At 63.9% G+C, this 23,901-nt stretch carries 33 protein-coding genes; 21 read left to right on the plus strand and 12 right to left on the minus strand.

All coding sequences use genetic code 11. The annotated features are described in order from the left end of the window. Positions 1-469: 469 nt before the first annotated feature. Both M1E01_RS08605 and M1E01_RS08610 read right to left on the minus strand, forming a co-directional pair. Entirely contained in the window at positions 470-1,285 is an 816-nt protein-coding gene (locus tag M1E01_RS08605; protein WP_457974613.1) for a hypothetical protein, read from the minus strand. 471 nt (positions 1,286-1,756) lie between these two features. Then, a complete protein-coding gene (locus M1E01_RS08610) occupies positions 1,757-2,155 on the minus strand; it encodes a nuclear transport factor 2 family protein (protein ID WP_457974614.1) in 399 nt (132 codons plus the stop codon). A gap of 218 nt (positions 2,156-2,373) precedes the next feature. Here M1E01_RS08610 and M1E01_RS08615 point away from each other — a divergent pair, with 218 nt between their 5' ends. From M1E01_RS08615 to M1E01_RS08630, 4 genes are all read left to right on the plus strand, one after another. Next, complete coding sequence (locus M1E01_RS08615; protein WP_457974615.1) at positions 2,374-2,655, plus strand: HAD domain-containing protein; 282 nt, start codon at positions 2,374-2,376, stop codon at positions 2,653-2,655. A 50-nt stretch (positions 2,656-2,705) separates the two neighbouring features. Then, complete coding sequence (locus tag M1E01_RS08620; protein WP_457974616.1) at positions 2,706-2,861, plus strand: hypothetical protein; 156 nt, start codon at positions 2,706-2,708, stop codon at positions 2,859-2,861. 446 nt (positions 2,862-3,307) lie between these two features. Further along, a complete protein-coding gene (locus tag M1E01_RS08625) occupies positions 3,308-4,162 on the plus strand; it encodes a GPP34 family phosphoprotein (RefSeq protein WP_457974617.1) in 855 nt (284 codons plus the stop codon). 42 nt (positions 4,163-4,204) lie between these two features. Further along, complete coding sequence (locus M1E01_RS08630; protein WP_457974618.1) at positions 4,205-4,630, plus strand: ChaB family protein; 426 nt, start codon at positions 4,205-4,207, stop codon at positions 4,628-4,630. 34 nt (positions 4,631-4,664) lie between these two features. Here M1E01_RS08630 and M1E01_RS08635 read toward each other — a convergent pair whose 3' ends face one another. Next, complete coding sequence (locus M1E01_RS08635) at positions 4,665-5,189, minus strand: DUF2087 domain-containing protein (protein WP_457974619.1); 525 nt, start codon at positions 5,187-5,189, stop codon at positions 4,665-4,667. 342 nt (positions 5,190-5,531) lie between these two features. Here M1E01_RS08635 and M1E01_RS08640 point away from each other — a divergent pair, with 342 nt between their 5' ends. Beyond that, on the plus strand, positions 5,532-6,041 hold the full coding sequence (locus tag M1E01_RS08640; protein ID WP_457974620.1) for a mycothiol transferase: 510 nt from the start codon (positions 5,532-5,534) through the stop codon (positions 6,039-6,041). A 21-nt stretch (positions 6,042-6,062) separates the two neighbouring features. Here the strand turns inward: M1E01_RS08640 and M1E01_RS08645 are convergent, their stop codons facing one another. After that, entirely contained in the window at positions 6,063-6,275 is a 213-nt protein-coding gene (locus M1E01_RS08645; protein WP_457974621.1) for a hypothetical protein, read from the minus strand. Between the two features lie 427 nt (positions 6,276-6,702). After that, complete coding sequence (locus M1E01_RS08650) at positions 6,703-7,749, minus strand: helix-turn-helix transcriptional regulator (protein ID WP_457974622.1); 1,047 nt, start codon at positions 7,747-7,749, stop codon at positions 6,703-6,705. A gap of 87 nt (positions 7,750-7,836) precedes the next feature. Between M1E01_RS08650 and M1E01_RS08655 the strand changes: the two genes are divergently transcribed. From M1E01_RS08655 to M1E01_RS08665, 3 genes are all read left to right on the plus strand, one after another. Further along, on the plus strand, positions 7,837-8,304 hold the full coding sequence (locus M1E01_RS08655) for a cupin domain-containing protein (protein WP_457974624.1): 468 nt from the start codon (positions 7,837-7,839) through the stop codon (positions 8,302-8,304). Beyond that, the gene (locus tag M1E01_RS08660; protein ID WP_457974625.1) at positions 8,301-8,702 is read left to right on the plus strand and encodes a DUF1304 domain-containing protein; all 402 of its coding nucleotides are present in this window, start codon (positions 8,301-8,303) and stop codon (positions 8,700-8,702) included. Before M1E01_RS08655 ends, M1E01_RS08660 begins: the two co-directional genes overlap by 4 nt. Before the next feature lie 165 nt (positions 8,703-8,867). Continuing rightward, complete coding sequence (locus tag M1E01_RS08665; protein ID WP_457974626.1) at positions 8,868-9,848, plus strand: dienelactone hydrolase family protein; 981 nt, start codon at positions 8,868-8,870, stop codon at positions 9,846-9,848. Between the two features lie 40 nt (positions 9,849-9,888). Here the strand turns inward: M1E01_RS08665 and M1E01_RS08670 are convergent, their stop codons facing one another. Both M1E01_RS08670 and M1E01_RS08675 read right to left on the minus strand, forming a co-directional pair. Beyond that, positions 9,889-10,011: a hypothetical protein gene (locus M1E01_RS08670; protein WP_457974627.1), complete on the minus strand. Its 123-nt coding sequence runs from the start codon at positions 10,009-10,011 to the stop codon at positions 9,889-9,891. Between the two features lie 40 nt (positions 10,012-10,051). Continuing rightward, entirely contained in the window at positions 10,052-10,963 is a 912-nt protein-coding gene (locus tag M1E01_RS08675; protein ID WP_457974628.1) for a ribonuclease Z, read from the minus strand. A 74-nt stretch (positions 10,964-11,037) separates the two neighbouring features. Here M1E01_RS08675 and M1E01_RS08680 point away from each other — a divergent pair, with 74 nt between their 5' ends. Next, positions 11,038-12,255 (plus strand): pyridoxal phosphate-dependent aminotransferase, encoded by a 1,218-nt coding sequence (locus M1E01_RS08680; protein ID WP_457974629.1) that lies wholly within the window; start codon positions 11,038-11,040, stop codon positions 12,253-12,255. Between the two features lie 418 nt (positions 12,256-12,673). After that, a complete protein-coding gene (locus tag M1E01_RS08685; protein ID WP_457974630.1) occupies positions 12,674-13,360 on the plus strand; it encodes a DNA alkylation repair protein in 687 nt (228 codons plus the stop codon). A gap of 68 nt (positions 13,361-13,428) precedes the next feature. Here the strand turns inward: M1E01_RS08685 and M1E01_RS08690 are convergent, their stop codons facing one another. Further along, positions 13,429-14,835: an ammonium transporter gene (locus M1E01_RS08690; protein ID WP_457974631.1), complete on the minus strand. Its 1,407-nt coding sequence runs from the start codon at positions 14,833-14,835 to the stop codon at positions 13,429-13,431. Positions 14,836-15,191: 356 nt separating this feature from the next. Between M1E01_RS08690 and M1E01_RS08695 the strand changes: the two genes are divergently transcribed. The 3 genes from M1E01_RS08695 (at position 15,192) to M1E01_RS08705 (ending at position 16,499) form a co-directional block, all read left to right on the plus strand. Further along, a complete protein-coding gene (locus tag M1E01_RS08695) occupies positions 15,192-15,491 on the plus strand; it encodes a hypothetical protein (protein WP_457974632.1) in 300 nt (99 codons plus the stop codon). 8 nt (positions 15,492-15,499) lie between these two features. Further along, positions 15,500-15,946, plus strand: a complete 447-nt coding sequence (locus M1E01_RS08700; protein WP_457974633.1) for a DUF1810 domain-containing protein — start codon at positions 15,500-15,502, stop codon at positions 15,944-15,946. A 376-nt stretch (positions 15,947-16,322) separates the two neighbouring features. Further along, positions 16,323-16,499: a CsbD family protein gene (locus M1E01_RS08705; protein ID WP_457974634.1), complete on the plus strand. Its 177-nt coding sequence runs from the start codon at positions 16,323-16,325 to the stop codon at positions 16,497-16,499. 33 nt (positions 16,500-16,532) lie between these two features. On the opposite strand, the gene M1E01_RS08710 is transcribed toward M1E01_RS08705, so the two are convergent. Continuing rightward, complete coding sequence (locus M1E01_RS08710) at positions 16,533-17,045, minus strand: metallophosphoesterase family protein (protein WP_457974635.1); 513 nt, start codon at positions 17,043-17,045, stop codon at positions 16,533-16,535. Between the two features lie 32 nt (positions 17,046-17,077). On the opposite strand from M1E01_RS08710, the gene M1E01_RS08715 reads away from it, so the two are divergent. The 3 genes from M1E01_RS08715 (at position 17,078) to M1E01_RS08725 (ending at position 18,220) form a co-directional block, all read left to right on the plus strand. After that, positions 17,078-17,599 carry an NUDIX domain-containing protein gene (locus tag M1E01_RS08715; protein WP_457974636.1) on the plus strand — a complete coding sequence of 174 codons (522 nt, stop codon included), beginning with the start codon at positions 17,078-17,080 and terminating at the stop codon, positions 17,597-17,599. After that, the gene (locus M1E01_RS08720) at positions 17,596-17,949 is read left to right on the plus strand and encodes a TraR/DksA family transcriptional regulator (protein ID WP_457974637.1); all 354 of its coding nucleotides are present in this window, start codon (positions 17,596-17,598) and stop codon (positions 17,947-17,949) included. Before M1E01_RS08715 ends, M1E01_RS08720 begins: the two co-directional genes overlap by 4 nt. A gap of 82 nt (positions 17,950-18,031) precedes the next feature. Then, the gene (locus M1E01_RS08725) at positions 18,032-18,220 is read left to right on the plus strand and encodes a DUF1918 domain-containing protein (RefSeq protein WP_400480020.1); all 189 of its coding nucleotides are present in this window, start codon (positions 18,032-18,034) and stop codon (positions 18,218-18,220) included. Positions 18,221-18,225: 5 nt separating this feature from the next. Here M1E01_RS08725 and M1E01_RS08730 read toward each other — a convergent pair whose 3' ends face one another. Then, entirely contained in the window at positions 18,226-18,930 is a 705-nt protein-coding gene (locus tag M1E01_RS08730; RefSeq protein WP_457974638.1) for an endonuclease/exonuclease/phosphatase family protein, read from the minus strand. Positions 18,931-19,149: 219 nt separating this feature from the next. Here M1E01_RS08730 and M1E01_RS08735 point away from each other — a divergent pair, with 219 nt between their 5' ends. The 4 genes from M1E01_RS08735 (at position 19,150) to M1E01_RS08750 (ending at position 21,940) form a co-directional block, all read left to right on the plus strand. Then, complete coding sequence (locus M1E01_RS08735) at positions 19,150-19,434, plus strand: DUF427 domain-containing protein (protein ID WP_457974639.1); 285 nt, start codon at positions 19,150-19,152, stop codon at positions 19,432-19,434. A gap of 145 nt (positions 19,435-19,579) precedes the next feature. Next, positions 19,580-20,383, plus strand: a complete 804-nt coding sequence (locus M1E01_RS08740; RefSeq protein ID WP_457974640.1) for a thioesterase family protein — start codon at positions 19,580-19,582, stop codon at positions 20,381-20,383. A gap of 180 nt (positions 20,384-20,563) precedes the next feature. Continuing rightward, positions 20,564-21,313: a lipoate--protein ligase family protein gene (locus M1E01_RS08745; RefSeq protein ID WP_457974912.1), complete on the plus strand. Its 750-nt coding sequence runs from the start codon at positions 20,564-20,566 to the stop codon at positions 21,311-21,313. A 60-nt stretch (positions 21,314-21,373) separates the two neighbouring features. Beyond that, entirely contained in the window at positions 21,374-21,940 is a 567-nt protein-coding gene (locus M1E01_RS08750; protein ID WP_457974641.1) for a hypothetical protein, read from the plus strand. A 60-nt stretch (positions 21,941-22,000) separates the two neighbouring features. On the opposite strand, the gene M1E01_RS08755 is transcribed toward M1E01_RS08750, so the two are convergent. Then, the gene (locus tag M1E01_RS08755) at positions 22,001-22,621 is read right to left on the minus strand and encodes a LysE/ArgO family amino acid transporter (RefSeq protein ID WP_457974642.1); all 621 of its coding nucleotides are present in this window, start codon (positions 22,619-22,621) and stop codon (positions 22,001-22,003) included. 72 nt (positions 22,622-22,693) lie between these two features. Between M1E01_RS08755 and M1E01_RS08760 the strand changes: the two genes are divergently transcribed. Continuing rightward, positions 22,694-23,575, plus strand: coding sequence for a LysR family transcriptional regulator ArgP (locus M1E01_RS08760; protein WP_457974643.1), 882 nt, complete (start codon positions 22,694-22,696; stop codon positions 23,573-23,575). A gap of 15 nt (positions 23,576-23,590) precedes the next feature. Here the strand turns inward: M1E01_RS08760 and M1E01_RS08765 are convergent, their stop codons facing one another. After that, the gene (locus M1E01_RS08765) at positions 23,591-23,848 is read right to left on the minus strand and encodes a mycoredoxin (protein ID WP_457974644.1); all 258 of its coding nucleotides are present in this window, start codon (positions 23,846-23,848) and stop codon (positions 23,591-23,593) included. Positions 23,849-23,901 lie beyond the last annotated feature (53 nt).

Here is a 23,901-nt window from a genome sequence, read left to right on the forward strand (position 1 = left end):
GGCGGCGAGACCACAACCGGTTTTCTGCCGTCGAAGGCCCTGACCTGGACTTCGACATGGGGGACTGTGGCGGGGCTACAGAAGGGGCCATGGGACCTGCCGCTTCTTCACCCGCCAGGGAGTTGCGGCAGAGAGTCCACAGCTGACCGGAAGCAGCGGCAGCGGCTCATTAATCATCCGTTCGTACCGGAGGGAGGAACGGAATGATTATGTTTTTAGGGGCCAGGGCATAACCCCAAATTCTTGTTGGAAGTTCTACCAATACGATCTACGTCTCATAGTTTTGTGTGAGATCGGAAGCCAGTTGGCGGATTGCTGACTAGTTGGCGAGCTTTTTTTCAGGCTTCTCAGGCGGAGCACCTCAGGGACTTTCCAGCAGGGTTTCCCATATCTCCACTCCTTGGGCGTGCACACACCGGGTGCGGACCGCAGGTCTTCTTGCATGTGTCTGCGCTTCACCTCGTGGGTTTCAGGCCTTGGCGATCGGCAGCACCAACATGTAGCCGGCCGGCAGATTGCTGCTCCAGCGCCGCGGCTCCCGGACGACGAACTGCGTCGCCAGCTGCTCGGGGGTGAGCAGGGCGTTCGGCGCGGGAGACGGTCCCCACTTCGGGTCACCGTACGGGTAGAGCGGATCTTGGACGCGGATCCCAGTGACCGAGAACTCCGGGAACTTGTCGGGATCGCCGAGTGACTGGAAACCGCTCATTACCCACACGTGGCGACCGCGCCACATGACCAGCCCGACAGGCCTGCCAGTGTCGGCGATGGCGCGCGCGGCGGTCCGCAGCGCTTCCTCATAGTCTGCGACGCTGACGACGGTGTACGGTCCCATCCCGACCTCGTTCAGTACCTTCGCCCAACCTAAGGGGTTGGCGCCGTTGAACGAGTTGGACGACCGTGCCCGGGCCATCTCCCACAAGTCGCCCTGGTGAGTGCGGCCGGCCCACGTGCCGCCCCCCGTATCGTCAATGAGGTTATGCATGATCTGGATGCTCGCCGCCACACACCACTCAAAGGTGTACTGGGGAACGAAGTCCCCCTCCTGATAGAGGTTCAGGGCGAACGCCTGGGGCACCGGGGTCCGCGTGGGCAGCGATGTCGGGGTGGGGGACGGGGTCTGGTAGGGAGCCTGGACATCAGCCCGTGCGGCTGGCGGGGCCGTCGATGTCTGGACCGGTCGATCGGTGGCGGCTTCATCGAGTCTGACAGCAGGGGTGCAGGCCGAGAGGAGGGTCGCTGGGATGACGAACCAAGCCAGAAGACGGAGCTGGGCACCGACCATGATCGGTCCAGTTTATCGCGCCGCGGCGGGAATGCATCCGTTCAGCTGCTGCACAAGACGGGTGGCTTGGCTCCACGTGCGGCAGACGGCTCCACGACGGTATCGGGTGTGGGGGCGGATGCTAGTGGGCGGGATGCCCGGTCATCGGGCCAGCTCTCCTGTCCGGGCGCCCTTCCCGCCCCTCAATGTGGTGTACGCGCGAGAGCAACACCAGGATCGTGCCGACCCAGATGACGACAAACGCAAATACCAGAGCAATCGCTGCCTCACTGCCCACACAGCAATTTTATCCCCGCGAGGCATCAATGCAGTGGATTTTTATCCGGGGCCTGCATCAGGCAATCATTGACCGGGGCCACGACTGCCGCTTTCGGGCTTCCGGCCTGGAAGCGTCGGCGGCTGTTGTGGAATCGAGGATCCGATGAATTCCCTGAACCTCCGCATGTCTGCTCGTGAGGGGAACCGGCAGTGTCACTCGGTCACGCTGTCCGCATGCCGGTGGGCTACCTTCCATTCACCACCTTCGCGGCGGTAGATCTGAGTGGCTCGGAGGATGTAACTGCGCGGTTGGCCGTCAACTGAGGCTGAGGTGCGTTCCAGGCCGGCGGTATAGGCCATGTCGCCCACGACGTCATATGCCAGTAACTCGAACTTGTACGAGGTGCAATCAGAGAACTGTCGCTCAAGACTCGTGAACAGGTCATCCAGTTCTTGCTGCCCAAAGGCGTTGCGCCACGCTCCCAAGACGCTTACCGGATCGTTGCGGGACCAGAGCCCACGACGAGGAGATGCGTCACCGTTGTGAAGGGACAATTCCGCCTCGTGCAAGGCGGACCTCACCCAGGCCAGGAAGTCGTCGGAGTCAGCCATGTCTCAGTATGCTCCGGTATGGCAGCTACTGCGAGAGCCAAATTCCAGGCCGAAGGCGAACCTGCGGGCATCGTCCCGCTAACATCAACTTGGTAAACACCTGTCTGAATCCCGGGTATCGCCCACTGTCCATTGGGCGTCCGGATGCCCAGCGTATTGAGCAGACGGGTCGTTTCTACGGGTATCGGCGGGGCCGAGACGCAGGCTAGTGTCGCTTTATGAGGCCGCTGATCCTTCTGGACATTGACGGAGTACTGAACCCGGTGGTGGCGCATCCAAACGGAGGCGGCGACGCCTCGGAGCTGTCGCTGTCAGATGAAAAAGTGTCGCTGGTCCAAAGACTAGCCAGGTGCGGGCGAATCGCCTGGGCGTCGACGTCGCCGGAGGACCTGACGGCGGAGTTGGAGTCGCAGTTGCAGCTCGAGGTGGAACCTTTGCCGTGGACCTGGAAATGCGTGAGAGCGACCTTGATGAGCCGACACCGAAGCTGCGGGCAGTAACCGGCTGGCTAGCCCAGATGGATGCTGCAGGCGAGGCAGATTGGGATGCAGTGGTGTGGATTGATGACGTGCTCGGACCGGACGCACAGGAGTGGGCGGACCGGTTCCGCCAGCCGGTGCTGCTGGAGATGCCGTCGCCGGAGGATGGCCTGACGGCAGATCAAGTTGAGTCGGTCGAGTTATTCGTGGATGGCGGCGGCGGGTGAGGCTGTGCCAAAAAACTGTGCCTATGGCAACCATGTGGTGGAAGTCCCTGCCGGATTTTGAGCGGATTCAACCTGAGCGTATTCAATAGGACGGCGTCCGGCTACTCCGCCTCCGGCAGTTCCCGGTGAAGCCGTAGCTGTTGTATACCTTGCCGAACAACACGGTCGCTCCCGTGGGCAGCTCAAGGGCTTCGGCTCGGCCCTCAAGATCCACTTAGCGCCCCTATGCTGCGCGCAGGCGGGCCGCCAGGTGCCGGTTGCGTTGCTCGTCGAGGTTCCGAAGGTAACACGGGAGGAAGCATGGTCAGAGTATGGCAGTCTCCGGCCATCGTTCCGGATGCTTCGGGCGCAGGACAACGTAGACGGCGACGTCGACTTGTGAAACCCCAGGTGGGGGGCTAGTGAATCCCATTGTGGTGGCTGGCCAACTGCGCCACCATGTTCGTATGCACGCTCAAACACCGAAGGCGGAACTGAACCTTCCCCAGGCCTTCCTCCTTCTTGCAACCAACGACAAAGACGGCAAACCTGAACTGCCGATGTTCGAACTCAGAACCACCTTGGCAGGGGCGATATTGGCCGAGCTGGACATGGCTGGTGCAATCGGGCTGCAGGGGAAGCACGTCCGGGCTACCGGCACGGCATCGCAAACAGACTTCCAGCACGAGTTGGATCTGATCCGCGGCAAACGGCCCCACACTCCTAAGCAGTGGGTCTCCATGCTGGAGGGCCGCGCCGAAATGCAGCGTGTCTACGAGGGGATGGTGTCACTGGGCATCGTGGAACCCGCCGGTGAGAAGCATCTGGGTCTGTTCCGGACCGTGCGCTACCCGGAGAAGGACCACGCTCCGGAGGCAGCGCTGCTGAAAAGGATCGAGGCCGCGCTCAACGGTGCGCCCTCCGATGCTGGACCGCCTAACTCCACGGCCTCTGAGGCAACGGGGGCCCCTGACGCCACGGCGTCCGACGCCGGTGCGTCCTCCGACCAGGGGACCCCTGATTCCAGAGTGTCCGAAGATGGGCCCCGGTCCGATCCCGGAGCCGCTGATAGTACGGCAGCCGATGCCGGAGTCTCTGATGCCAGGACACCCGCTCTGGAGAAGGCCAATCCCAAGGCGCCAGATGCCAGAACCACGGCGCTCATCGCACTGCTACAGGCGTCCGGGCTGCTCGGCAAGCTTTTCCCGGCAGCAGATAAAAGCTGGGCAGATGAGCTGGCGAAAGACTACTGGCCCGCCCGCGCAGTGGAAAACGAACTTCTTATGGGCAGGCTGGCGCAGGCAGAGGCACCTACCTTATGATCCGGCCCGGAATTCCCAGCACGATGAAGGAGTGTGGGTGCCATGCCCAAAACGGGTAAGAACGACCACGCGCGCAAGGACGAGCTTCCCTCGACCCTGCAGCGTTCTGAGCAGAAAGCCCAGGACACTTTCGCCAAGACCTATGACTCAGCCCTTGAGTCCTACGACAATGACGAGGGCCGTGCCGCTCGTGCCGCCTATGCATCTTTGAAGCACAGCTACGAAAAAGTGGGCGACCACTGGGAGCCCAAGGAGAAGCGTGGCCCCTCTGACGATCGCGCGGAGAAGGGGCTGGATTCGTCTGCACCCGCAGCCGGAGGCGTGGACGCGAACGCCTCGAAGGAGCACCTTTACAAGCGGGCCAAGGAACTCAACATCAACGGACGTTCAAAGATGGACAAGGACGAACTCGTCCAGGCGCTGCAGAAGGCCAACGACGCCGCAACCCGGAAGGCTCGCGGAGACTGAATCCTGTGGGACTAACCAGAAGCCCAGGCAACCCCTACTCCTTGATAGCCCGGCAGTACGAGGATCCGGACGGTGTCCGCTCCAACACGCCGAAATCGATCATGTAGCGGCGCAGCAACACCACATCATCGGTATAGCTGAGCAGCCGTTCGTTAACCTGGCGTTCGGTGAGGTCCTCGCCCGGCTTGATCGCTTCGCTGGCAATCCACACCAGGAGAGCCCGCCGCTCTTCCAGATTGGCCGGGTACCGCGCGATCCTGCCAAGCCGCATGAAGCGGGCCACTCCGGTCTGCGCCTGGCGTTTCGGCTGTTGGGTGAGGAGGTCGCGGAAGATCATCTCCGACGCTTCCAGTTCACCGTCGCCAATCTGTTCCACGAGGCCTGCGCCGAGGAGGACAGCGATGGCCCGTTCCCGGCGTCGGGCGCCCAGGTCAGCAACAACATTGGCGAGTTCGGTCCCGAGCACTATTTGTGCGTAGGCGGTCCGCGCGTCATGGTTGGCGAGGGCTGCCATCACCCGCCGCCAATGCGGCCCGCTCTGCCTGGTTCCTTGAGTCACAGCGCTTCCCCTTGCTTATGCATGGCTGGAAGGTTCCTGTCAGCCGGTGGCCTGCAGAAGTTTGCCGGTACAACAGGAAGAATCGTAGCCCCGGGCGGCGGAGGCTGGAAAGCGAAGGCCTGAAGCAGACCGTCTGGCGCTCGCTGACACGTTGATGTGAAATAGTTCCAAGGTGCACTGGCGGGCCTGAAACGGCAGAGAACAACCTGAACGATTGCGCTGGCCGTGTTGGGCGCATGGCTTCTTGAAAGTCATACCAATGGTTCAGGTGGCCCGCCTGTGACCCGCCTTGTCGGCATCCATGCAGCAAGGGCTCAGGGAAAACCACTTCGAGGGGACGGGATGAAATCCAACGAGCTGCTGCTGGACGCTTTCGCCCGCATCAATGAGGTGGTGGCAAGCACCCTGGAGGGGATTGACGGCGGCGATCTCGTCCGTAGGCCCGCCGGCACCGGAAATCCAATTGCATGGCTGGTCTGGCACCTCAGCCGCATCGAGGACGCGCAGGTCGCCGACGTTGCCGGCTTAGAGCAAGTCTGGACGGCGCAGGGGTTTCGCGGCCGTTTTCACTTGCCGCTGCCCGAACACGACACCGGCTACGGCCACTCGGCCAGTCAGGTCGATGCGGTCAAGGCTCCGCCGGAACTGCTGCTCGAGTATTACGACGCCGTTCACCGGCAGACCGTGGAGTTCCTCAAGACGGCGGTCGACGAGGACTTCGACCGAATCGTCGACATCCGCTGGGATCCGCCCGTCACGCTCGGGGTGCGGCTGGTGAGCACGATCGCCGACTGCCTCCAGCACGCCGGGCAGGCCGCATACGCGAAGGGCCTGAATTTCACGAGCAGGTAGCCGACAGCCTTTCCGGGCCGCTCAGATAAAAGCATAAACAGGAAAAACCCTGGGAATGAGCGGTTGCTTGAGTTCAGTAAAGGCGTCCTGCGCGCCTTTATCGTCGTTGGCGCGGTCTTTTTTCGATAATGGGGACCCCTCAAGCCAGTCGCTCGGGGAATTCCGGGCGGGCTCCGTGGTGAGGTTTGCGGCGGCTGTTGCTGTTGTCTCCGTAATAGTGGTGCTGTTCGGCATGCAGCAGGCCCCCTCGCCTTTCAGTCGCAAATTTCCCTCTATGTCACAGGGTAACTCCTACCTGAGGGTAAGTTGACGATTTCATAAATTCAACAAATTATGGAGTGGTTGAGGCCCTGCCGTCCCCGCCGTCGGGGGGAGAGTGGGGTCGGTTCCTAGAGGTCTCCGGGCGTCCGCGTCCGCATTGGGGGGAGGGGCCGTTTGCAAGCCTGGGGTTGTCTTCCCGGGCTCGCTGAACAGCCCCTTCGAGAAGCGCCCGGTGAATATCCGGGCAGAAAGGATGCAGCTCAAGCCGCCGGGCTGCCTCCTTTTCTCGTTCTGCTGCCCACCAATTCCCCTGCCCAGTGCTTCCGGTGCACGTTTCCTCCTACAAGCCCGTCCGGAAATCCCGCACGAGATCCAGATGCAGCATCACACATGTATCAGCTCAGGGATACTCCGCGCGTGGCTGCAGCCGTGCAACGAGTCCACCCCGGCTTCGCACGCCTGTCTTAGCGAACACGGATTTCAGATGGTCCTGCACGGTATTCGCGGTGACAAACAGGTGGCCGGCGATGTCCGCCGTCGCATAACCCGCAATGACCTCGCGGCAGACCTCCTGTTCACGGGGCGAGAGGCCGTACGCGGCGAAGAGCATGCCCAGGAGCTGCTCCCCGGCCACAGGCTCGACAGAGACCGCCACTTCGCCGTCGTCGTCCCCGCCCATCAGCGGACTGGCCTGCAGGAGGGCCCACTGCCCGCGTCCGTCACGTATCCTTGCGCGGAAACCGCCCGACGCCGCGCTCCGAACTCCTCCAGCCATGATCCGCATCACCATCGCGAATCTGTCCGGGGCGGTTTCATCGAGCCGGTCCCGCCACCGCTGGGCTTCCGGGGTGGCTGAACGCAGCTGGCCGGAAGAGTCCAAGACAACAATCGCAGGACGGATAGCCTGCGTGCAGGCGGAAACTTCCGAACGCACGGCCAACCTCGTGGCCGCCGCCAAGGTTGGGGCCACCGCAGTGAAATACTCCACTTCGCGCTCCGTGAAGTCCTTGCCGGCGCGGACCAGTCCCGCGGCACCCCAGCACAAGCCATCGGAAGCGAAGAGGACGCGCAGTTCCTGCTTGACGCCCAGCGGCCGCCACACGTTCCTGAATCTGGCGCTCCGGTCATGTTCTTGCAGCGGCAGATCCGACAGCCGACTGAACGCCTCCCTTCGCCTGGCCATCCCTGCGAAGGTGTGCGGTTCCTGCGGGGAGTACTCCGCCTCGGCCAGCAGCGGCTCGTACTGGTGCGGAATCCGGGGTTTACCGTTGGTCATGGCGCTGATCACCAATGTCTCCGGATCAATCGCGGCCCAACACGTCAGCTCGGCCTTGACGTCGTGGCCCATCAGCTCGATAGCCGCGGCGTGCAGGTCACTGACCCCCAGCCCCGATGCAGCCAAGGCTGTGATCTCCCGTCGGGCACGATAGGCGCGTTCCTCCCACACGACCACAGTATGGCACCGTTCAGGCCGCTTATCATTCCCTGAATTCTGGGATTTCCCGCGCCGGCAATGGATTCTAGCGTTGGTGCCATGAGCCACTCATTTCAGTACCTGCAATCCGGCGACGGCGTTGAACTGCGAGCTCCCGACGCCACCCTGACCGTCAAGGTGGACAGCGAGCATACAGACGGTTCCTACGAACTCTTTGAGGTCGATGCACCACGCGGGGACGCAACGCCTCTGCATCGCACCGGATGGGCGAAGACCTACTACATGTTGCAGGGCAGGATCATCGTCCAGATCGATGACGAGGGCTTTGACCTGGGCCCCGGCTCGGCCATCGCCATACCTCCCGGCGCCCTGCACACCTTCACAGTACTCACGCCCGCCGCGAAGTTCCTGGTGTTCAGTCTGACCGATGCCATGGGGCGCTTCCACGCTGACCTTGACGCCTCCGTTCTCCCCGGGAGGCCGTTCGAGGAAATGATGCAGGACATTCAGAAGGTCCTCACGCGTCATGATGTGTCCGTCGACGTGGGAAAGGAACCTCAACAATGACACCGTTGGTGTGGGCCTTCGCGCTGCTGGCGGCGGGCCTGCACGTCCTCGTTTTCGTCTGGGAAGCATTGGCATTCCAGCGCCCGGCTGTCCATCAGCGCATCTTCTTCACTCCGACGGCGGATGTCCCCGCCGTTCGGCTCTGGGCCTTTGGCGTTGGCTTCTATAACCTGTTCCTCGCCTGCGGCACCATTGCCGGGGTGGCCGCCTGGAGCGGAGGACATGAGACAGTCGGGCGCACCCTGGTGATCTATACCTGCCTTTTCATGGCCTTCTCGGGTCTCGTCCTCTTCATCGCGGACCGCATGGAACTGGGCAGGGCATGCGGCAAGGGCTTAGGCGGCGCACTCGCCCAAGGCGTTCCCCCACTCATGGCTCTCGTTGCGGCCGCGTTCTGATCAGCAATGCCCCCAACTGAGCACGGGGCACGGTACAGCCCGCGGCACCATTGGGCAGCATCTGAACCGCGCGGGTGAACTGTGCGTCTTAGCCCGTAAGCGCCGCGCCCACTGCCCGCACCAGGACTTCGGGAGAGGAAGCCGGCAAGAGTGAAGGAGGCCCTCATGACCCAGCTCGGCAAATTTGAGAAGTACCTGATCGAGGAATTTTTCGACGATTACAGGGCCGGGGCCATGAGCCGCCGCACCTTCACGCGGCGCGTCGCCTTCATCACCGGCAGCATGGGCGCGGCAGCTGCGGCGATGTTGCTTGTCGGCTGCTCCCCGAACGAGGTGCCGCGCAGCACCGACCCCATGCCCACGCCCAATCCAACGTCGGCCCCGGGCACAGGAACGGGCACCGCCCCTGCAGGCGCGGTTCCCGGCGCCAAGAGCCCCCTCTCCGTTCCCGAGGGAGCGGCAGGAATGACGACGGCGACAGTTCAGTTCCCCGCCGAAGGAACCGACATCAGTGCTTACCTCGCGCGCCCCGAGGGGGACAAGCCCGTACCTGCCGTCCTGGTGTGCCATGAAAACCGCGGGCTGACCCCGCACATCCAGGATGTGGCCCGCCGCTTCGCAAAGGAAGGATACGCCGCGCTGGCCCTGGACCTGCTCAGCAGGGAGGGCGGCACGGCAAACCTTGACCGGGATGCCATCCCGGGGGCATTGACCAAGGCCGGCGCCCAGCGCCATGTCACCGACTTCAAGGCCGCATTCGCGTACTTGAACTCCCAGGACTACGTCGATGCCGGACGGATCGCGATGACCGGCTACTGCTTCGGCGGCGGCATCACGTGGCAGACGGCGACGGAGCTGACCGGGTTGAAGGCGACCTCCGCCTTTTACGGACCCGCGCCTGACCTGGGAAAGGTGCCAAACATCAAGCCAGCGGTGTTCGGCGTCTACGCCGAACTCGACGACCGCATCACCGGTCCGCTGCCGGAGTTACGCGACGCCCTTGCCGGCACCGAGGTGCGCCACGAACTCAAGGTGTATCCCGGCGTCGACCATGCCTTCCACAACGACACCGGCGAGCGCTACAACGAAACGCAGGCGACCGCGGCGTGGAACGATACCCTGGCTTGGTTCAAGCAATACGTCTAAGGGGTCAACCTGCACGCCCGGCACCTGAAGGAGCTGCTGGCTAGGACCGCTGGAAGTCCACGCTCAGCAGTCCGGCGTCCCGGCTGCTCAGCTGCGCGCTCACGATGGCTTCGCTGCTGGTTTCGATGCCGGGCACCTTGCGCGAGGGGTCAGCGCAGTGCAAGGCAAAGCCGCCTACTTTTAGGGACGACGCCGGCAGCGACCTACGTGTCCGGCTTGCCCCGGGAGGGCGGCAGGCGGCGTTTGGGGACCCTGATCCTGTCGAAATCGTTGGCGGCAATGACCGTTGCGCCGGCGGCACGGGCAGCGGCCTGCTCAGCGAGGGGCCCCATGTCCCCGTAGCGTGAGGAGAAGTGGGTGAGCACCAGGGTGTCCGCCCGGCCGGCGGCAGCGATGTCGCCGGCCTGCCCGGCGGTGAGGTGCGCGTACTGCCGCGCCAGCCCGCCGTCGTCGTCGCTGAAAGTGGACTCGGTCACCAGCAGATCCGTGCCCTCGGCGAGGGCGTCGGCGCCTTCGCAGGGCGCGGTGTCCATGATGAAGGCGAAGCTTTGCCCAGGCCGCTCTATGCTGACGTCCTGCAGGCGCACCCCGTGCAGGCTGCCCTCGCGCTGCAGCCGCCCTATGTCGGGGCCGGTGATCCCTGCAGCGGCGAGCTCCTGGGGCAGCATGCTGCGGCCGTCCGGTTCGGTGAGCCGGTATCCGTACGTCTCGATGCGGTGGCGAAGGGGCCTGACTTCGAGCCCCGGTGCAACCTGTCCGGCTCCACCATGTGGCTGCAGACGCAGGTCAAGGCCGGGGGAGGCGAGCGAAACCAATGCACGGACAACGTCCTCACCTGAGGCGGGATAGTGGAGATAAACCGGGTGTCCCGCCCCGTCCAGCACCATGCGGGACAACACTCCGGGCAGGCCGAAGCAGTGGTCGCCATGGACGTGCGTGAGGCAGATCCTGGTGATCTGGGAGGCAGAGACCCCGGCATGGATCATCTGGCGCTGGGTCCCCTCGCCGGGGTCGAAGAGCAGTCCCTCGCCGTCCCAGCGCAGCAGGTACCCGTTGTGGTTCCGGTTCCGGGTTGGAACCTGGGAGGCAGTTCCGAGCACGACCAGTTCACGCATGGGGCGAGTCTCTCACTTCCGGCAGGGCACGGCCATGCCGGGCGAACTTCCGGTGGTGTGTGTAAAGATCGACCATGCGTCCGATGCAGCTCTCCAGCAAACTAAACAACGTCCGCTACGAACTGCGGGGCCCCCTGCTTCAAACGGCAAAGCGGATGGAGGCCGAGGGACACCGAATCCTCAAGATGAATCTGGGCGACACCGCACTGTTCGGACTGGAAGCGCCCGAATCTGTAGTGGTTGACATGATCCATCACCTGCGGGGCGCTCAGGGCTATAGCGATTCCAAGGGGATTTTTTCGGCGCGCACAGCCATTTCCCAGTACTACCAGACCAAGGGCCTGATGCAGATCGGCGTCGAGGATATTTTTATCGGCAACGGCGTCAGCGAGCTTATCTCCATGACCCTGCAGGCCTTCATGGAGAACGGAGATGAGATCCTCATCCCCGCTCCCGACTATCCGCTGTGGACGGCTGCGGTCTCACTGACCGGCGGCGTACCGGTGCACTACCTGTGCGATGAGAGCGAGAACTGGTGGCCGGACTTGGCCGACGTCGAGGCCAGGATCACTGCCCGCACCAAAGGGATTGTGATCATCAACCCCAACAACCCCACCGGCGCAGTCTATCCCCGGCAGATTCTCGAGCAGTTCGCCGCGCTTGCCCGCAAACACAACCTCGTCCTCTTCTCCGACGAGATCTACGAGAAGATCACCTATGAGGACGCCCAACACATCCATACCGCCTCGGTGGCGGAGGATGTCTGCTGCCTCACATTCAGCGGGCTCTCCAAGGCCTACCGCATGCCGGGCTACCGTGCAGGCTGGGTAGCCATTACCGGCCCGCATATGGCGACCCTGGCGTACCGCGAGGGGCTGGAACTGCTGGCTTCGCTGCGACTGTGCCCGAATGTTCCCGCCCAGCATGCAATCCAGACCTGCCTCGGCGGCTACCAGAGTATCGAGGCACTGATCCGGCCAGGGGGAAGGCTGCGTGAACAGCGGGACCGGGCGCTCAAGCTCCTGACAGCGATTCCCGGGGTGACGTGCGTTCCGGCCGCCGGGGCCATGTATCTCTTTCCCCGTCTCGATCCCGACCTGTATCCGGTCAAAAACGATGAGCAGTTGGTGCTGGAGCTCCTGAAGGACCAAAAGATCCTGGTTTCGCACGGGACGGCCTTCAATTGGCCCGAGACGGATCACTTCCGCTTTGTCATCCTGCCCTCCGTCGAGGACATTGAGGAAGCCGTGCGGCGGATCGGGACATTTCTGTCCACTTACCGGAACGGTTAGCGCTTCAGGCGTCAGCCGACGGGATGCCCGTGGATGCAGGTGGTCTCACCAGGCAGGATCTCGTGCCCCTGAATGCACGTTACCGTAGGCGCCTGCGGCGTATCGTGCCCCAGGTAGAACAGACTGCTCCTGCCCCGGCTGAACTGGCTGTCCTCCCTCTGCAGCCAAGTAAACGGTTTCCGCGGCTGCCTGGGCGAATCCGGGCGCTCATGGTGGAAGTGGAGGAAGGGAATCTTGACCATGGCGACCTGGGCCTTTCATTATCGGTCGCTGCTGATGCGCAGTGGAAGGGCCCGGAGAACGGGCCGGTGCAAAGAGTATAGGCCCTGCAGACAGCACTGTGGACTGCCCATTACAGCCCTGCTTCAGGCAGCGGCGGAATTAGGCGGGCCGGATGTTCGGCGTGAAGAATAAGAGGGTGAGTGAGGCCGGTGAGTTCATCGACGTTGCGCTGCAGCGGGAAGGGGCCTGGTACCGGGCTGACGAGCTGCGCCTGCGGCATGCAGGCGGCCAAGGGACGGGCGACGCCGCAGTTGCCCACTCACCGAACCGCCATCTTCAGTACTATGGCTCGTCGGTCGGCGCGGTACGGGGAACAGTAAGGGACGCCCTGCGCCGGCACCCGGGACTGACGCACGATGAGGTCACAGCACTCAGCTCCGAGCTGTGGGACGTTCCGGTGTTCGAACGCCGGCTCGCTGCCGTGGTCCTGCTGCAGTCCAAGGCTGGAGTCCTGCTGAACTCGGACCTGACCCGCATTGAGGGGTTTGTCAGGACGGCCCAGTTACGCGATCTGGTGGATCCGCTCGCCGTCGACGTCGTCGGTCCCCTGATGGAGGCGCTCGACCAGCAAAGCCGGGCACGCGCGGACGCGGTGCTGGACCGCTGGGTGCGGGAACCGGACGTGTGGCTGCGCCGTGCCGCCCTCCTGGCACCGCTGCAGGCCCTCCGCCGCGGCGGCGGTGACAGGGACAGGTTCTCGGCCCGTGCGAGGATTGCTCTTGCCGAGCCTGCCAGTCCGGAACCCGAGGGATCCGACGGCGGAGCAGTCCGGGAGGCTGTCGCGCTCGTCCTGGACGCCATGGCCAAGGGACGCCATGGCTAAGAACCGGCCCGAGCTGCAGGTCCCGCCAGGCGTTTCAGGCGTGGAAAGCTCCGCCGGGGATTAGGCGCTTAGGCGCCGACCTTTTCGAGTTCGTCCTCGGCGGCGAGAGTTCCGACCGGCGTGGGGGCTGTTTCCTCAATGCCAGCTGCGGGGGCGGCAGTGGACGGGACGGGTGCTGACGGGACAGGCTCTGCCGCATAAAGGTGCTGCCGAAGCGGGTTGAACTGGCTGTGGCCGAGGGCGCCGAACTCGTAGGCGGTTTCGGCGTGCTCAGAGAGGTCGACACCCCTCACCTCGTCCTCGTGGCTGACGCGGAAGCCGATGGTCCTGTTGATTGCGATGCCGATGACGGCAGTCATGACGACGGAGAGCGCCAGGGTGATGAGGACACCAACCGTCTGGGCGATGAGCTGCTGGAAGCCGCCGCCATAGAGCAATCCTCCGCCCACGCCGTCGGCCGGCAGGGCAATGAAACCGAGGGCAAGCGTTCCAACGAGCCCGGCACCAAGGTGCACGCCGACGACGTCCAGCGAGTCGTCGAAACCGAACATGAACTTCAGTTCCACGAACAGGGCGCAGGCGAATCCGGTGACCAGGCCCAGTCCGACTGCGGCGAGCGGGCTGATGTTCGCGCAGGAGGGGGTGATGGCGACCAGGCCGGCAACGGCGCCGGACGCTGCGCCCAGGGATGTCGGGTGGCCGTGGCGGACCTTTTCGGTGAGGAGCCAGCTGAGCACGGCAGCGGCAGGGGCAACGAGAGTGTTAACCCAGATCAGCCCTGCCTGCTCGGCTGTGGTGGCCGCGCCGGCGTTGAACCCGAACCAGCCGAACCAGAGGAGGCCGGCGCCCAGCATGATGAACGGCACGTTGTGCGGGCGATGGCCCGGATCCTTGGCGAACCCGTGGCGCTTGCCGACGATGAGCGCCAGGACCAGGGCCGCACTGCCGGAGCTGATTTCGACGACCATGCCGCCGGCGAAGTCGATGACCTGCCCGAACGCTGCGGTGACTGCTCCGTCCTGGCTCATGATGCCTCCGCCCCACACCATGAAGGCGAGAGGGCAGTACACGGCCGTGATCCACAACGGGACGAAAGCAACCCAGGCGGTGAACTTCGCTCTGTCGGCGATGGCCCCGCTGATCAGGGCAACAGTCAGCATGGCGAAGGTGCCGCTGAAACCGGCCTTGATGAGTTCGGTTCCTCCCAGGTTGGACAGACCGAAGCTGGCGAAGGGATTTCCAAAGACACCCATGATGCCGTCGCCGCCGCTCATCGAGTACCCCCACAGCACCCAGACAACGGCGACGATGCCCGCCGAGACGAAACTCATCATGATCATGTTCAGCGCTGCCTTGGCGCGTGTCATGCCGCCGTAAAAAAGGCCCAAGGCCGGGGTCATGAGCAGAACGAGTGCCCCCGACACCATTACCCAGACGTCTCCCGCAGTGAGTTCCACCAGCGTTTCCCTTCGCATCAAGTTTGCCTGCGGGCTCGTTTGATGCCCGGCGCTTCCCCTCATCGATGGTGGCGGAGGTTTGTTTCGGGCCATGGCTGGCAAAGTTACGTCAAAGTTTCAGAATCGGGCCCTGCGTAAAGCCGGCATGACCGGTATGTTTCCGCCAGGTTAACGCCCGCGCTCGCCGTTCCTCCTGCGGCGGAAGCTTTTCCTGTCGCGTTACGGAAAAACTGCGTCCTGAGCTGTCAGGACGGTGAGAACGGCTCTAAAGAAGCTCGTTTCCGTGTCATGAACGGATCCTCACGGCGGGAAAGGTGCCTGATCGTGCAGCCCGGGGGATTGACCACCGCTATGCGGCGCGGCCACGATGAGTTATGACAGATTCTGCAGTTACCGGCGAAGAGTATTTTGACGACGAGCACCAGGCAGGCACCGGTGGTGATCCGGGAGCGGCGCCCGACGGCGGCACTGGCCAGGGCGCGCAGGCGGATTCCGGGGCGGAGAGCGTGGAGGAGATTGCGGAGGAGGTCCGCGATGACATCCGGCTCGGGCATGTTATCGACGACGACGTCAGCCACATCCTTGAAGAACGCCTGGAAGGAGCCGGCATCGACATGCGCCCCGAGGACGTGGACGAGCTGGCTGAAGAGATCGAGCGCGACGCGTCAACGTAGGAGCTGCTGTGGACGATCCTTTCCACCTGGAGCGCTTCGTCGCTGCCCAGGACAACGGCGGCATTTATGACCAGGCGCTCGCCGAGCTGCAGAACGGGCGCAAGCAAAGCCATTGGATGTGGTTCATCTTTCCCCAGCTCTCAGGACTGGGGCAGAGTGCCACCTCCAAGAAATACGCAATCCGGTCCCTGGATGAGGCAACGGCATACCTGCAGCATCCTGTGCTCGGTCCGCGGCTGCTCGAATGCGCGGACGCCATTGGCACGCTCAAGGACTCGACAGCGGAGGAGATATTCGGCAGCGTCGATGCACGGAAGCTGCATTCCTCCATGACACTGTTCCTGCGCGCAGCCCCAGGGGAGACCGCCTTCAAGCAGGTGCTCAGCCGGTTCTTCGACGGAGAACCGGACCCGGCAACGGACGAACTGCTCAGGGCCCAACGGCTTCACAGCTAACAGGCGCCGCCCGCGGAACAAGTGGCTTCCCAACTCGCTGCCGCAGACCAGGGGCATTCCGGATGACGTATTGCCGGGTCCGGTGCTCCGCTGGGGAAAGCACCGGACCCGGCAGTCCTTTATCAACGGGTCGCGGCTCCCTTGTTCTGAAGGACATGCCCACTCTCCCGGCTGGGTCTTGGGAAAAGCCCGGGCCACAGGCCCGAACTGGTGGTTTCGCGGCACCCCCCTGGCTGGGGGTCGTCCCAAGGTTTTCCGGGTCGTCGCGTGGTTCTGCACGGAAAGGCCGTGTCCTTCATTCCCATGACCGGCGGTCCTACACTGAAAGCACGAGCCAGACCGCAGCCAGCGGCTGCGCGGACGGAAGGACAGGGTCATGGGTCTGGACGACAAGATCGATAACGCAGCTGAAAAACTTGGCGGCAAGGCCAAGGAAGGCGTTGGCAGGGCGAGGGACGACGACGCCCTGGAAAGCGAAGGCAAGACGGACCAGGCCAAGGCTGATCTCAAGCAGGCCGGCGAAAAAGTCAAGGATGCATTCAAGCGCGACTGACCCCTCGCGGCTGCACTTAATACGCGACTGCCCTTAGCGGGAAGCCCTGCCAACCTCCACGAGCTTCACGTCAAGCAGGTGCCCGTTTCCGACGGTCGCGGTCATGTAGGTGCAGGCAGGCTGCCGGCGGCGGTCCGTCGGGGAGCCGGGGTTCAGCAACCGCAACCCGCCTGCCGACGTCGTATCCCAGGGAATGTGGGAGTGGCCGAAGACGACCACATCTGATTCCGGGAAGAGCGACTCGCAGCGCTCTTCCCGTCCTTTGGCGGCGCCTGTTTCATGGATCATGCTGAAGCGCACCCCTTCGAGCAAAACGGTGGCGGTTTCCGGCAACCGCTGGCGCAGGTCGTCGCCGTCGTTGTTCCCGTAGACCCCGATCAGGCATCGGCTCCGCCGCTCGAACTCATCCAACAGTTCGGCAGTGACCCAGTCACCTGCATGGAACACCACATCTGCTTCGTCGACGGCGGCCCACACCTCGTCAGGCAGCGCGCGTGCGCGCTTGGGAACATGGGTGTCGGAAACAAGAAGCAACCGCAGGCTCATCAAAGCATCTTCGCATGGGGCAGACTGGGACGATGGAAAACATCGTGCCTGCCCAGCCGGGAGATCCCCGTCGTCCACTCGGCCCGCGTGACCCGGGCGACGCCTGGGTGGAGGGGGAGCGTGGCCGGTTTTGGGGCCGCTTCGGCTCCGCTGGCCTCCTTGCCCATGACTGGGAGAAGGGCATCCTGCTGCAGCACCGCGCCGTTTGGAGCGACCATGGCGGGACATGGGGGCTGCCGGGCGGAGCACTGCACCAAGGCGAGGACGCAGTTACCGGAGCACTCCGCGAAGCCTTTGAGGAAGCTGCCGTTCCGGAACAGAACATCCGGGTTTTATTCACCTCGGTATTCGACGTCGGCTACTGGTCCTATACAACGGTGGCAGCCCGCGTGATCGAACCCTTCGAACCGGAAATAGCCGATCCCGAAAGTATTGAACTGAAGTGGATTCCGTTTGAAGACGTTCCGGGCCTCAACCTCCATCCTGCCTTCGCCGCATCCTTGCCGGCGCTCAGCGCCAAGCTGCTCGACCACGAACGGGTGGGCCCTGCATGATGGATTGTGAGCGGTTCCGGCTCCTCTTGGAGGAGGAACGCGAACGGAAAATCGCGCTCCTGCCCGCGCTCCGGGCAGACATCGTCTCGGCCAACGCTGCCCGGCAAAACTCCAACGTGGACGATGAACACGACCCGGAGGGAGCCACCATCGCTTTCGAACTTTCGCAGGCTTCGGCCCTGCTAGACCAGAGCAGCTCTGGCCTGGCCCACATCGAAGCAGCGCTGGAGCGGATCGCAGCAGGCACCTACGGCTCGTGTGCCGTATGCGGGCAGCAGATTGCGGAGGGTCGGCTTGAAGCACGGCCGTGGACACCGTTCTGCATCCTGCACGCCAGAGGTCAGGCCTGACCGGGCCGAGGGAATTCTCCGGCCCGCAGCCTGTTCCGCAGAGGGGTCGAAAATCGTACCCTAGGGCTGGGAGGTGATTGCCATGGAGGCAGCCCAGGGAGACCGCATCATCATTCGGGGCCGGACCGTAGAATCCTCGGACCGGCACGGCGAAATCCTGGAAGTCCGCGGCCCGAACGGAACCCCGCCGTACCACGTCCGCTTCGACGACGGCCACGAGACCATCCTGTATCCCGGCGGCGATTTCACCGTCGAGCGCCATACCACGTAGCTGGTTTAGGAAACGGGCTGGCCCTTGATCGGTGAGCGGTCCTGACCGTACTCGGCAGTGACCAGGATCGGCAGGTGATCCGACTTGCCGCGGGGCAGCGTCTCAACGCTTTCGATGTCGAGTCCCAGGGACGTGGCGAAGTCGAAGTGCCCTTTGAATACCTTGTACCGCGTGTATGTTCTGCGGTCGCTGAGCGAGAGGGCATAGCCGGAATCCCGCATGTGGGCGTGCAAGCTCTTGGTGAAGAACGGGTAATTGAAGTCTCCGACCATCAGCGTCATGAGCCCGCTGCCCATGCTCAGCAGCTCCGCGTGCGCGGCATGGATCTGTTTGCGCCGCAGGGCATTCGAGGCGGTCAGTGGCGCGGCATGAAAGGAGCCGATAACCAGCTCGTGGTCGGTTTCGTTATCCACCACGCGCGTGCCGATCAGGCGTTCGTGGGCCGGGGCCATGACGCGGTCGTGCATGGACTTCTTCAGCGCGAAGGCCTTGGTTTCCAGCGCGGTGAACCGCTCGGTGCGGTAATAGATTGCCAGGCCGAGCCGATTGCCCTTGGTGAAGTCGGCCAGGTGCAGGGGCCCGAGGGTGTCCGGCAGGTCCGTGGAATCACATTCCTGCAGGCATAGTGCATCAATGCCGAAATTGCGGGCCAGGTTGACCAGTTCTCCGCTCGCCTTGTGCTTGCGGAGGTTGTAGCTAATTACTCGCATCAGTGGAACACCTCTTCCGAGGGCTGTTAGAAGGACCTGTCTCCGAGTCTATCGGCAACATCATATGGAGATCGGCACATTAAGCCCGACTCCGGCGCGGCACACGAAGGTGCGCCGGACCTGCACGCCGAGTCGGAATCATCGGGCTGTCTCCGGCGTTTGAGTCATAGTGATCCGGCACGGCTGGAGCCGCCGGGAGGAGCCTCGAGGAGCAATGTGATGGTCAAGGCAGTCTGGAACGGTGCCGTTATTGCGGAAAGCGATACAACGGTGAAGGTGGAGGGGAACCACTACTTTCCCAAGTCCTCCGTCAATCCGGATTACCTGGAGGACAGCGCCCACCACACGACCTGCGGCTGGAAAGGGGAAGCGAGCTATTACACCCTCGTGGTCAATGGCCAGCGGAACCAGGATGCGGCCTGGTACTACGCCGAGCCCAAACCCCGCGCGGAGCAAATTCGGAAACATGTTGCCTTCTGGCACGGGGTGGCCATCGAGGAATGAGGCGCGGCGGAATGAGGCGCGGCGGAATGAGGCGCGGCGGAATGAAGCCGTATGAGTGCGGCCGCCGTTCAGGACCCCGGAGCAGGACCCGGTTCAGGTGGCGATAGGGTGATTGCACTCAGTTACTGCGTCGAAGGGGTCAACGTTGACTGCTGCTCTGCCCGAACTCGCCGAAGGCGATTTCTATTACCAGGACCTGGGCCGGGGCCGCTTCCGCTCCACCATCCATGCCCAGGGTGCGTGGAACGAGCACGAACAGCACATGGCGCCCGCGTCAGGGCTGCTCGCAGACCGGTTGGAACGGCATGAGCCCCGCCCCGACATGCGCATGGCGCGCCTCAGCTACGAAATCCTGGGCCTGATTCCCGGCGGCGAATTCAACATCACGACCACCACGCTCCGGCCGGGCCGGACCATTGAACTCCTGCAGGCGGAGCTGGTGTCCGCAGGGCGGGCCATCATCCGCGCGACGGCCTGGCGGATGATCACGAGTGACACCTCCGCCGTTGCCGCCGTCGAGGACGTCCCCATTCCGTCGCCGCAAGACTGCAAGCCCTACGACGCTGCAAGCGTGTGGCCCGGCGGGTACATCGGCTCCTTGGAGATGCGGGTGGCGGAAGGGCACCGGCCGGGGGCCGGGAAGGTCTGGATGCGCACCGACCACCCGCTCACGGACGCGGCGGACAGCACGGACATGGCCCGTCTGATTGGATTGGTGGACACGGCGAACGGCATCGCCGCGCGGGTTCCGCCGGGCAAGGGCAGCTACGCCTTCCCCAATCTGGACCTGCAGATCCACATGTACCGGCGGCCGGTGGGCGAATGGCTGGGGCTGGACAACGCCGTGTCGTTCGGCGCGGACGGGATCGGACTCACTTCGACTGTGCTCCACGACCTTGACGGGCCGTTTGGCCGCGCGGAACAGATCCTGACTCTGCGGAGGAGCTGATCCCGCCCGCAGGAGCGCCGCCACCGGACCGGTATCGTCGGCCTGGCCAAAGCGCAGGATGCAAGGGGAAAGGACAGCGACGGCGTACCCTAGATTGGGCGCCGGAGATGAGCGCGGCAGATTCGGCTGTTGGCCTGCCGCGGCCGGAAACGCACCATGACCTTGAGGGAGCTTAGCGAGATGCAGCAGGCCGCGACCGGAGCCCGGACCCTGACGGTTGTCCGCCAGCACACTTCATTGGGCGCGGCACCGGACCTGGACTTCGGGATTGAGCTGCTGGGATTGGCCAAGACCGGGCAGATCGGACCGACCCTGCGGCTGTACCGCCCGGCAGCCACCGTTGCCTTCGGCCAGCGCGACGCACACTTGCCCGGGTTCGAAAGCGCTGCCCAGGCATGCAGGGAACTTGGCTTCGAGCCGCTCGTGCGCAAGGCCGGGGGGCGGGCCGCCGCCTATCACGAGGGAACGCTGATTGTGGACCACGTGGAGCCCCAAGCTGACGCCATCGCGGGCGCCAAGGGCAGGTTTGCGTTCTTCGGGGACATGCTGGCAGAAGCGCTGCGCAGCATCGGCGTTCCGGCCGCCGTCGGCGAGATCCCGGGGGAGTACTGCCCGGGCGAGTTCAGCGTCCACGGTATGGACCCGCAGGACCCCGCTCACCGCATCAAACTGGTAGGGACAGCCCAACGCGTCGTATCCGGGGGCTGGCTGTTCAGCTCGGTCATCGTCGTGGAAAATTCGGCACCCATCCGCAACGTCCTCACGGCCAGTTATGCTGCGCTCGGGCTTGACTGGGATCCGGCCACCGCCGGCGCGGGGAACGATCTCGTGCCGCAGGTGGACGTGCAGGCCGTTGAGGACGCGGTCATCAGCACGTACGGGAAATATGCGTCGCTTTCGGACGCGGACTTCAGCAGCCTGCGCCGGTAACGTCCGGGGGTCAGTGCTGACCGGAAGAAACAGCGACTGCAACGACAAGGTGGGGATCCATTGGACGCATTGGCCGGCATCAGCAGCGATGGGCTTCGCATCCTTCCGTGGGTTGCAGCCATTGCCTTCGCGCTGGTGGCGGCCGTTTGGCGTCCGCGCAGGTTTCACTTGACTGCCCTGGGTGCCGTTCTGCTCTTTGCCGCCCTCAATGCAGGCGCCGGCGTCTACGTCCTGAATCACGTTGGTGATGCCCGCTGGTCCCCAAGTGGAGAGTCACGGCTGAGCGCGCCGTCGTTCTCCGGGGCACCGGTGGTGGGCCAGTTTTTGGGCCCCCTCGACGCTGCCATGAACGGAGTGGTCGGCGGAGTGAATGACTTCCTGGCGTTCAAGCAGGCCCTTCCAGTGGCGCTGGACTTTTTTGCCGCTGCCGGCTGGTCCCTGCTGGTGTCGTTCCCGCTGGCCATTATCGCCCTCGCCGTCAGTTATGCCGCGGCCAGGCGCCGGCGGGCAGAATTCGAAGACTATCGGGCCGCCGTCGACCTGCTGAGAGGCGAGGTAGAGCTGCTCAAGCGGCAGATCCCCTCGGGGAATTCGGTCGATACAGCACACCGCGCGGAGGACGATTAGCAGGAGGAGAATTATAGGACGGCAGCAGTAAGGGGGCCGGATTCCGCTCAGCTTTTCCGCTCAGGGAACCAGAAGGAAAGCGGCCAACACTGTCATCAGGACGGCGATGGCGCCGTCGAGAATCCGCCAGGCTCCGGGCCGCGCAAAGACCGGGGCGAGGAACCTGGCGCCGAATCCGAGCAGGCTGAACCAGACCGTACTGCCGGCTATCGCTCCCCAGGCAAACGGCCATCGGCCATCATCGCCGTGGTCGGCCGCGAGCGAACCCAGCAGTACCACGGTGTCCAGATAGACGTGCGGGTTCAGCCAGGTCAGTGCGACGGCGGTTCCCACTGCAGCGGCCAGGGTGCCGGATGCGGAAGCGGCCGCCGCCGTCAGGGAACCGGGCTTCAGCGCCCGGCGGGCCGCAAAAAGCGCGTACGCGAGCAGGAAAGCGGCGCCGGCCCAGCGCACAGCAGTCAGCGCCAGCGGCGCTGACTCGATGAGCGCGCCCACCCCCGCCACGCCTGCTGCGATCAGGAGCGCATCACTGGCGATGCACACTGCCACGATGGGCAGCATGTGCTCACGCCGCAGCCCCTGGCGCAGGACGAAGGCGTTTTGTGCGCCGATGGCGATGATAAGAGAAAGGCCTGCGCCAAAGCCGGTGACCAGGGCGCCAAGGGTTCCAGTAGTTTCCACCCGACTGACTTTAGGCGGCGGAAAATCAGCAGTACAGCTAAACTTCCTTATCTACATTAAGGAAACTTCAGGATGGACGCGACCACCGAGCAGCTTAGGACATTGGTGGCAGTGCTGGACCACGGGACCTTCGACCGTGCAGCCGCAGCACTGCACATCACGTCCTCCGCCGTCAGCCAGAGGATTAAGGCGCTGGAGCAGCAGACCGGGCGCGTCCTGCTGCTGCGGACGAAGCCAGTCCGCCCTACGACGTCGGGAAGCGTGGTGGTCCGTCTGGCCCGCCAGGTGGCACTGCTGGAGAGCGAGGCGATGAATGAGCTGGGGCTGGAAGGGGCAGGCGCCCGTCCGCGCATACCGCTCGTCATCAACGCGGACTCCCTCGCCACCTGGGTGCTGCCGGCTTTGGCGGGAGTGGAACGCGCGAGCTTTGAGATCACCATCGATGACCAGGACCACTCCATCGACCGGCTCAGGGACGGCACGGCGATGGCGGCGATCACCTCGGACTCTGTGCCTGTCCAGGGCTGCACGGTCCGGCCGCTGGGCGTCATGCGCTACCGCGCCGTGGCCAGCCGCACCTTCGTGGAGCAGTGGATGCCGTCAGGGTTTGGCGATGAAGCATTGTCCCAGGTGCCGGTGGTGGTTTTTGACCGCAAGGATGCGCTCCAGGACCGCTACCTCGAGGGCCGGCTGGAGCCAGCAGCGAAGTATCCGCCACGGCACTACGTTCCGGCATCCTCGGATTTCATGCGGGCGATCGAACTCGGGCTGGGCTGGGGCATGCTGCCCGACCTTCAGTCCCGGCCGCTTCTCGACGCGGGCACCCTCGCCGTCCTCGACAACAAACTGCATGTGGACGTTCCGCTGTACTGGCAGCAGTGGTCGATCGAATCAGCGACGCTTAAACATGTAGCCACCGCCTTGGAGAAGGCGGCGGCTACATGTCTGCGCTAAGCGGTTGGTGCGCGCCTACGCGGCAAGGCGGCTCTTGACCTCGGCTGCCGAAGGGTTCGTTGCTGCCGTCCCGTCCGGGAAGAGGACGGTGGGAACCGTGCGGTTGCCGCCGTTGATCTGCTCGACGAGGTCGGCGGTGCCCTCTACTTCTTCGATGTTGATTTCGGTATAGCCGATTCCCTGGGCATCCAGCTGCTTCTTGAGTCGGTTGCAGTAGCCGCACCAGGTGGTGGAAAACATGGTGATGGTGCCGTCTTCGGGGGTGAAGTCCACGTGAGCTCCTCAGGAGTAGGTTCGTACAAGTCGGTTCCGTTCCAGTCAACCGT

The sequence above is a fragment of the Arthrobacter sp. D1-17 genome, assembly GCF_054130535.1.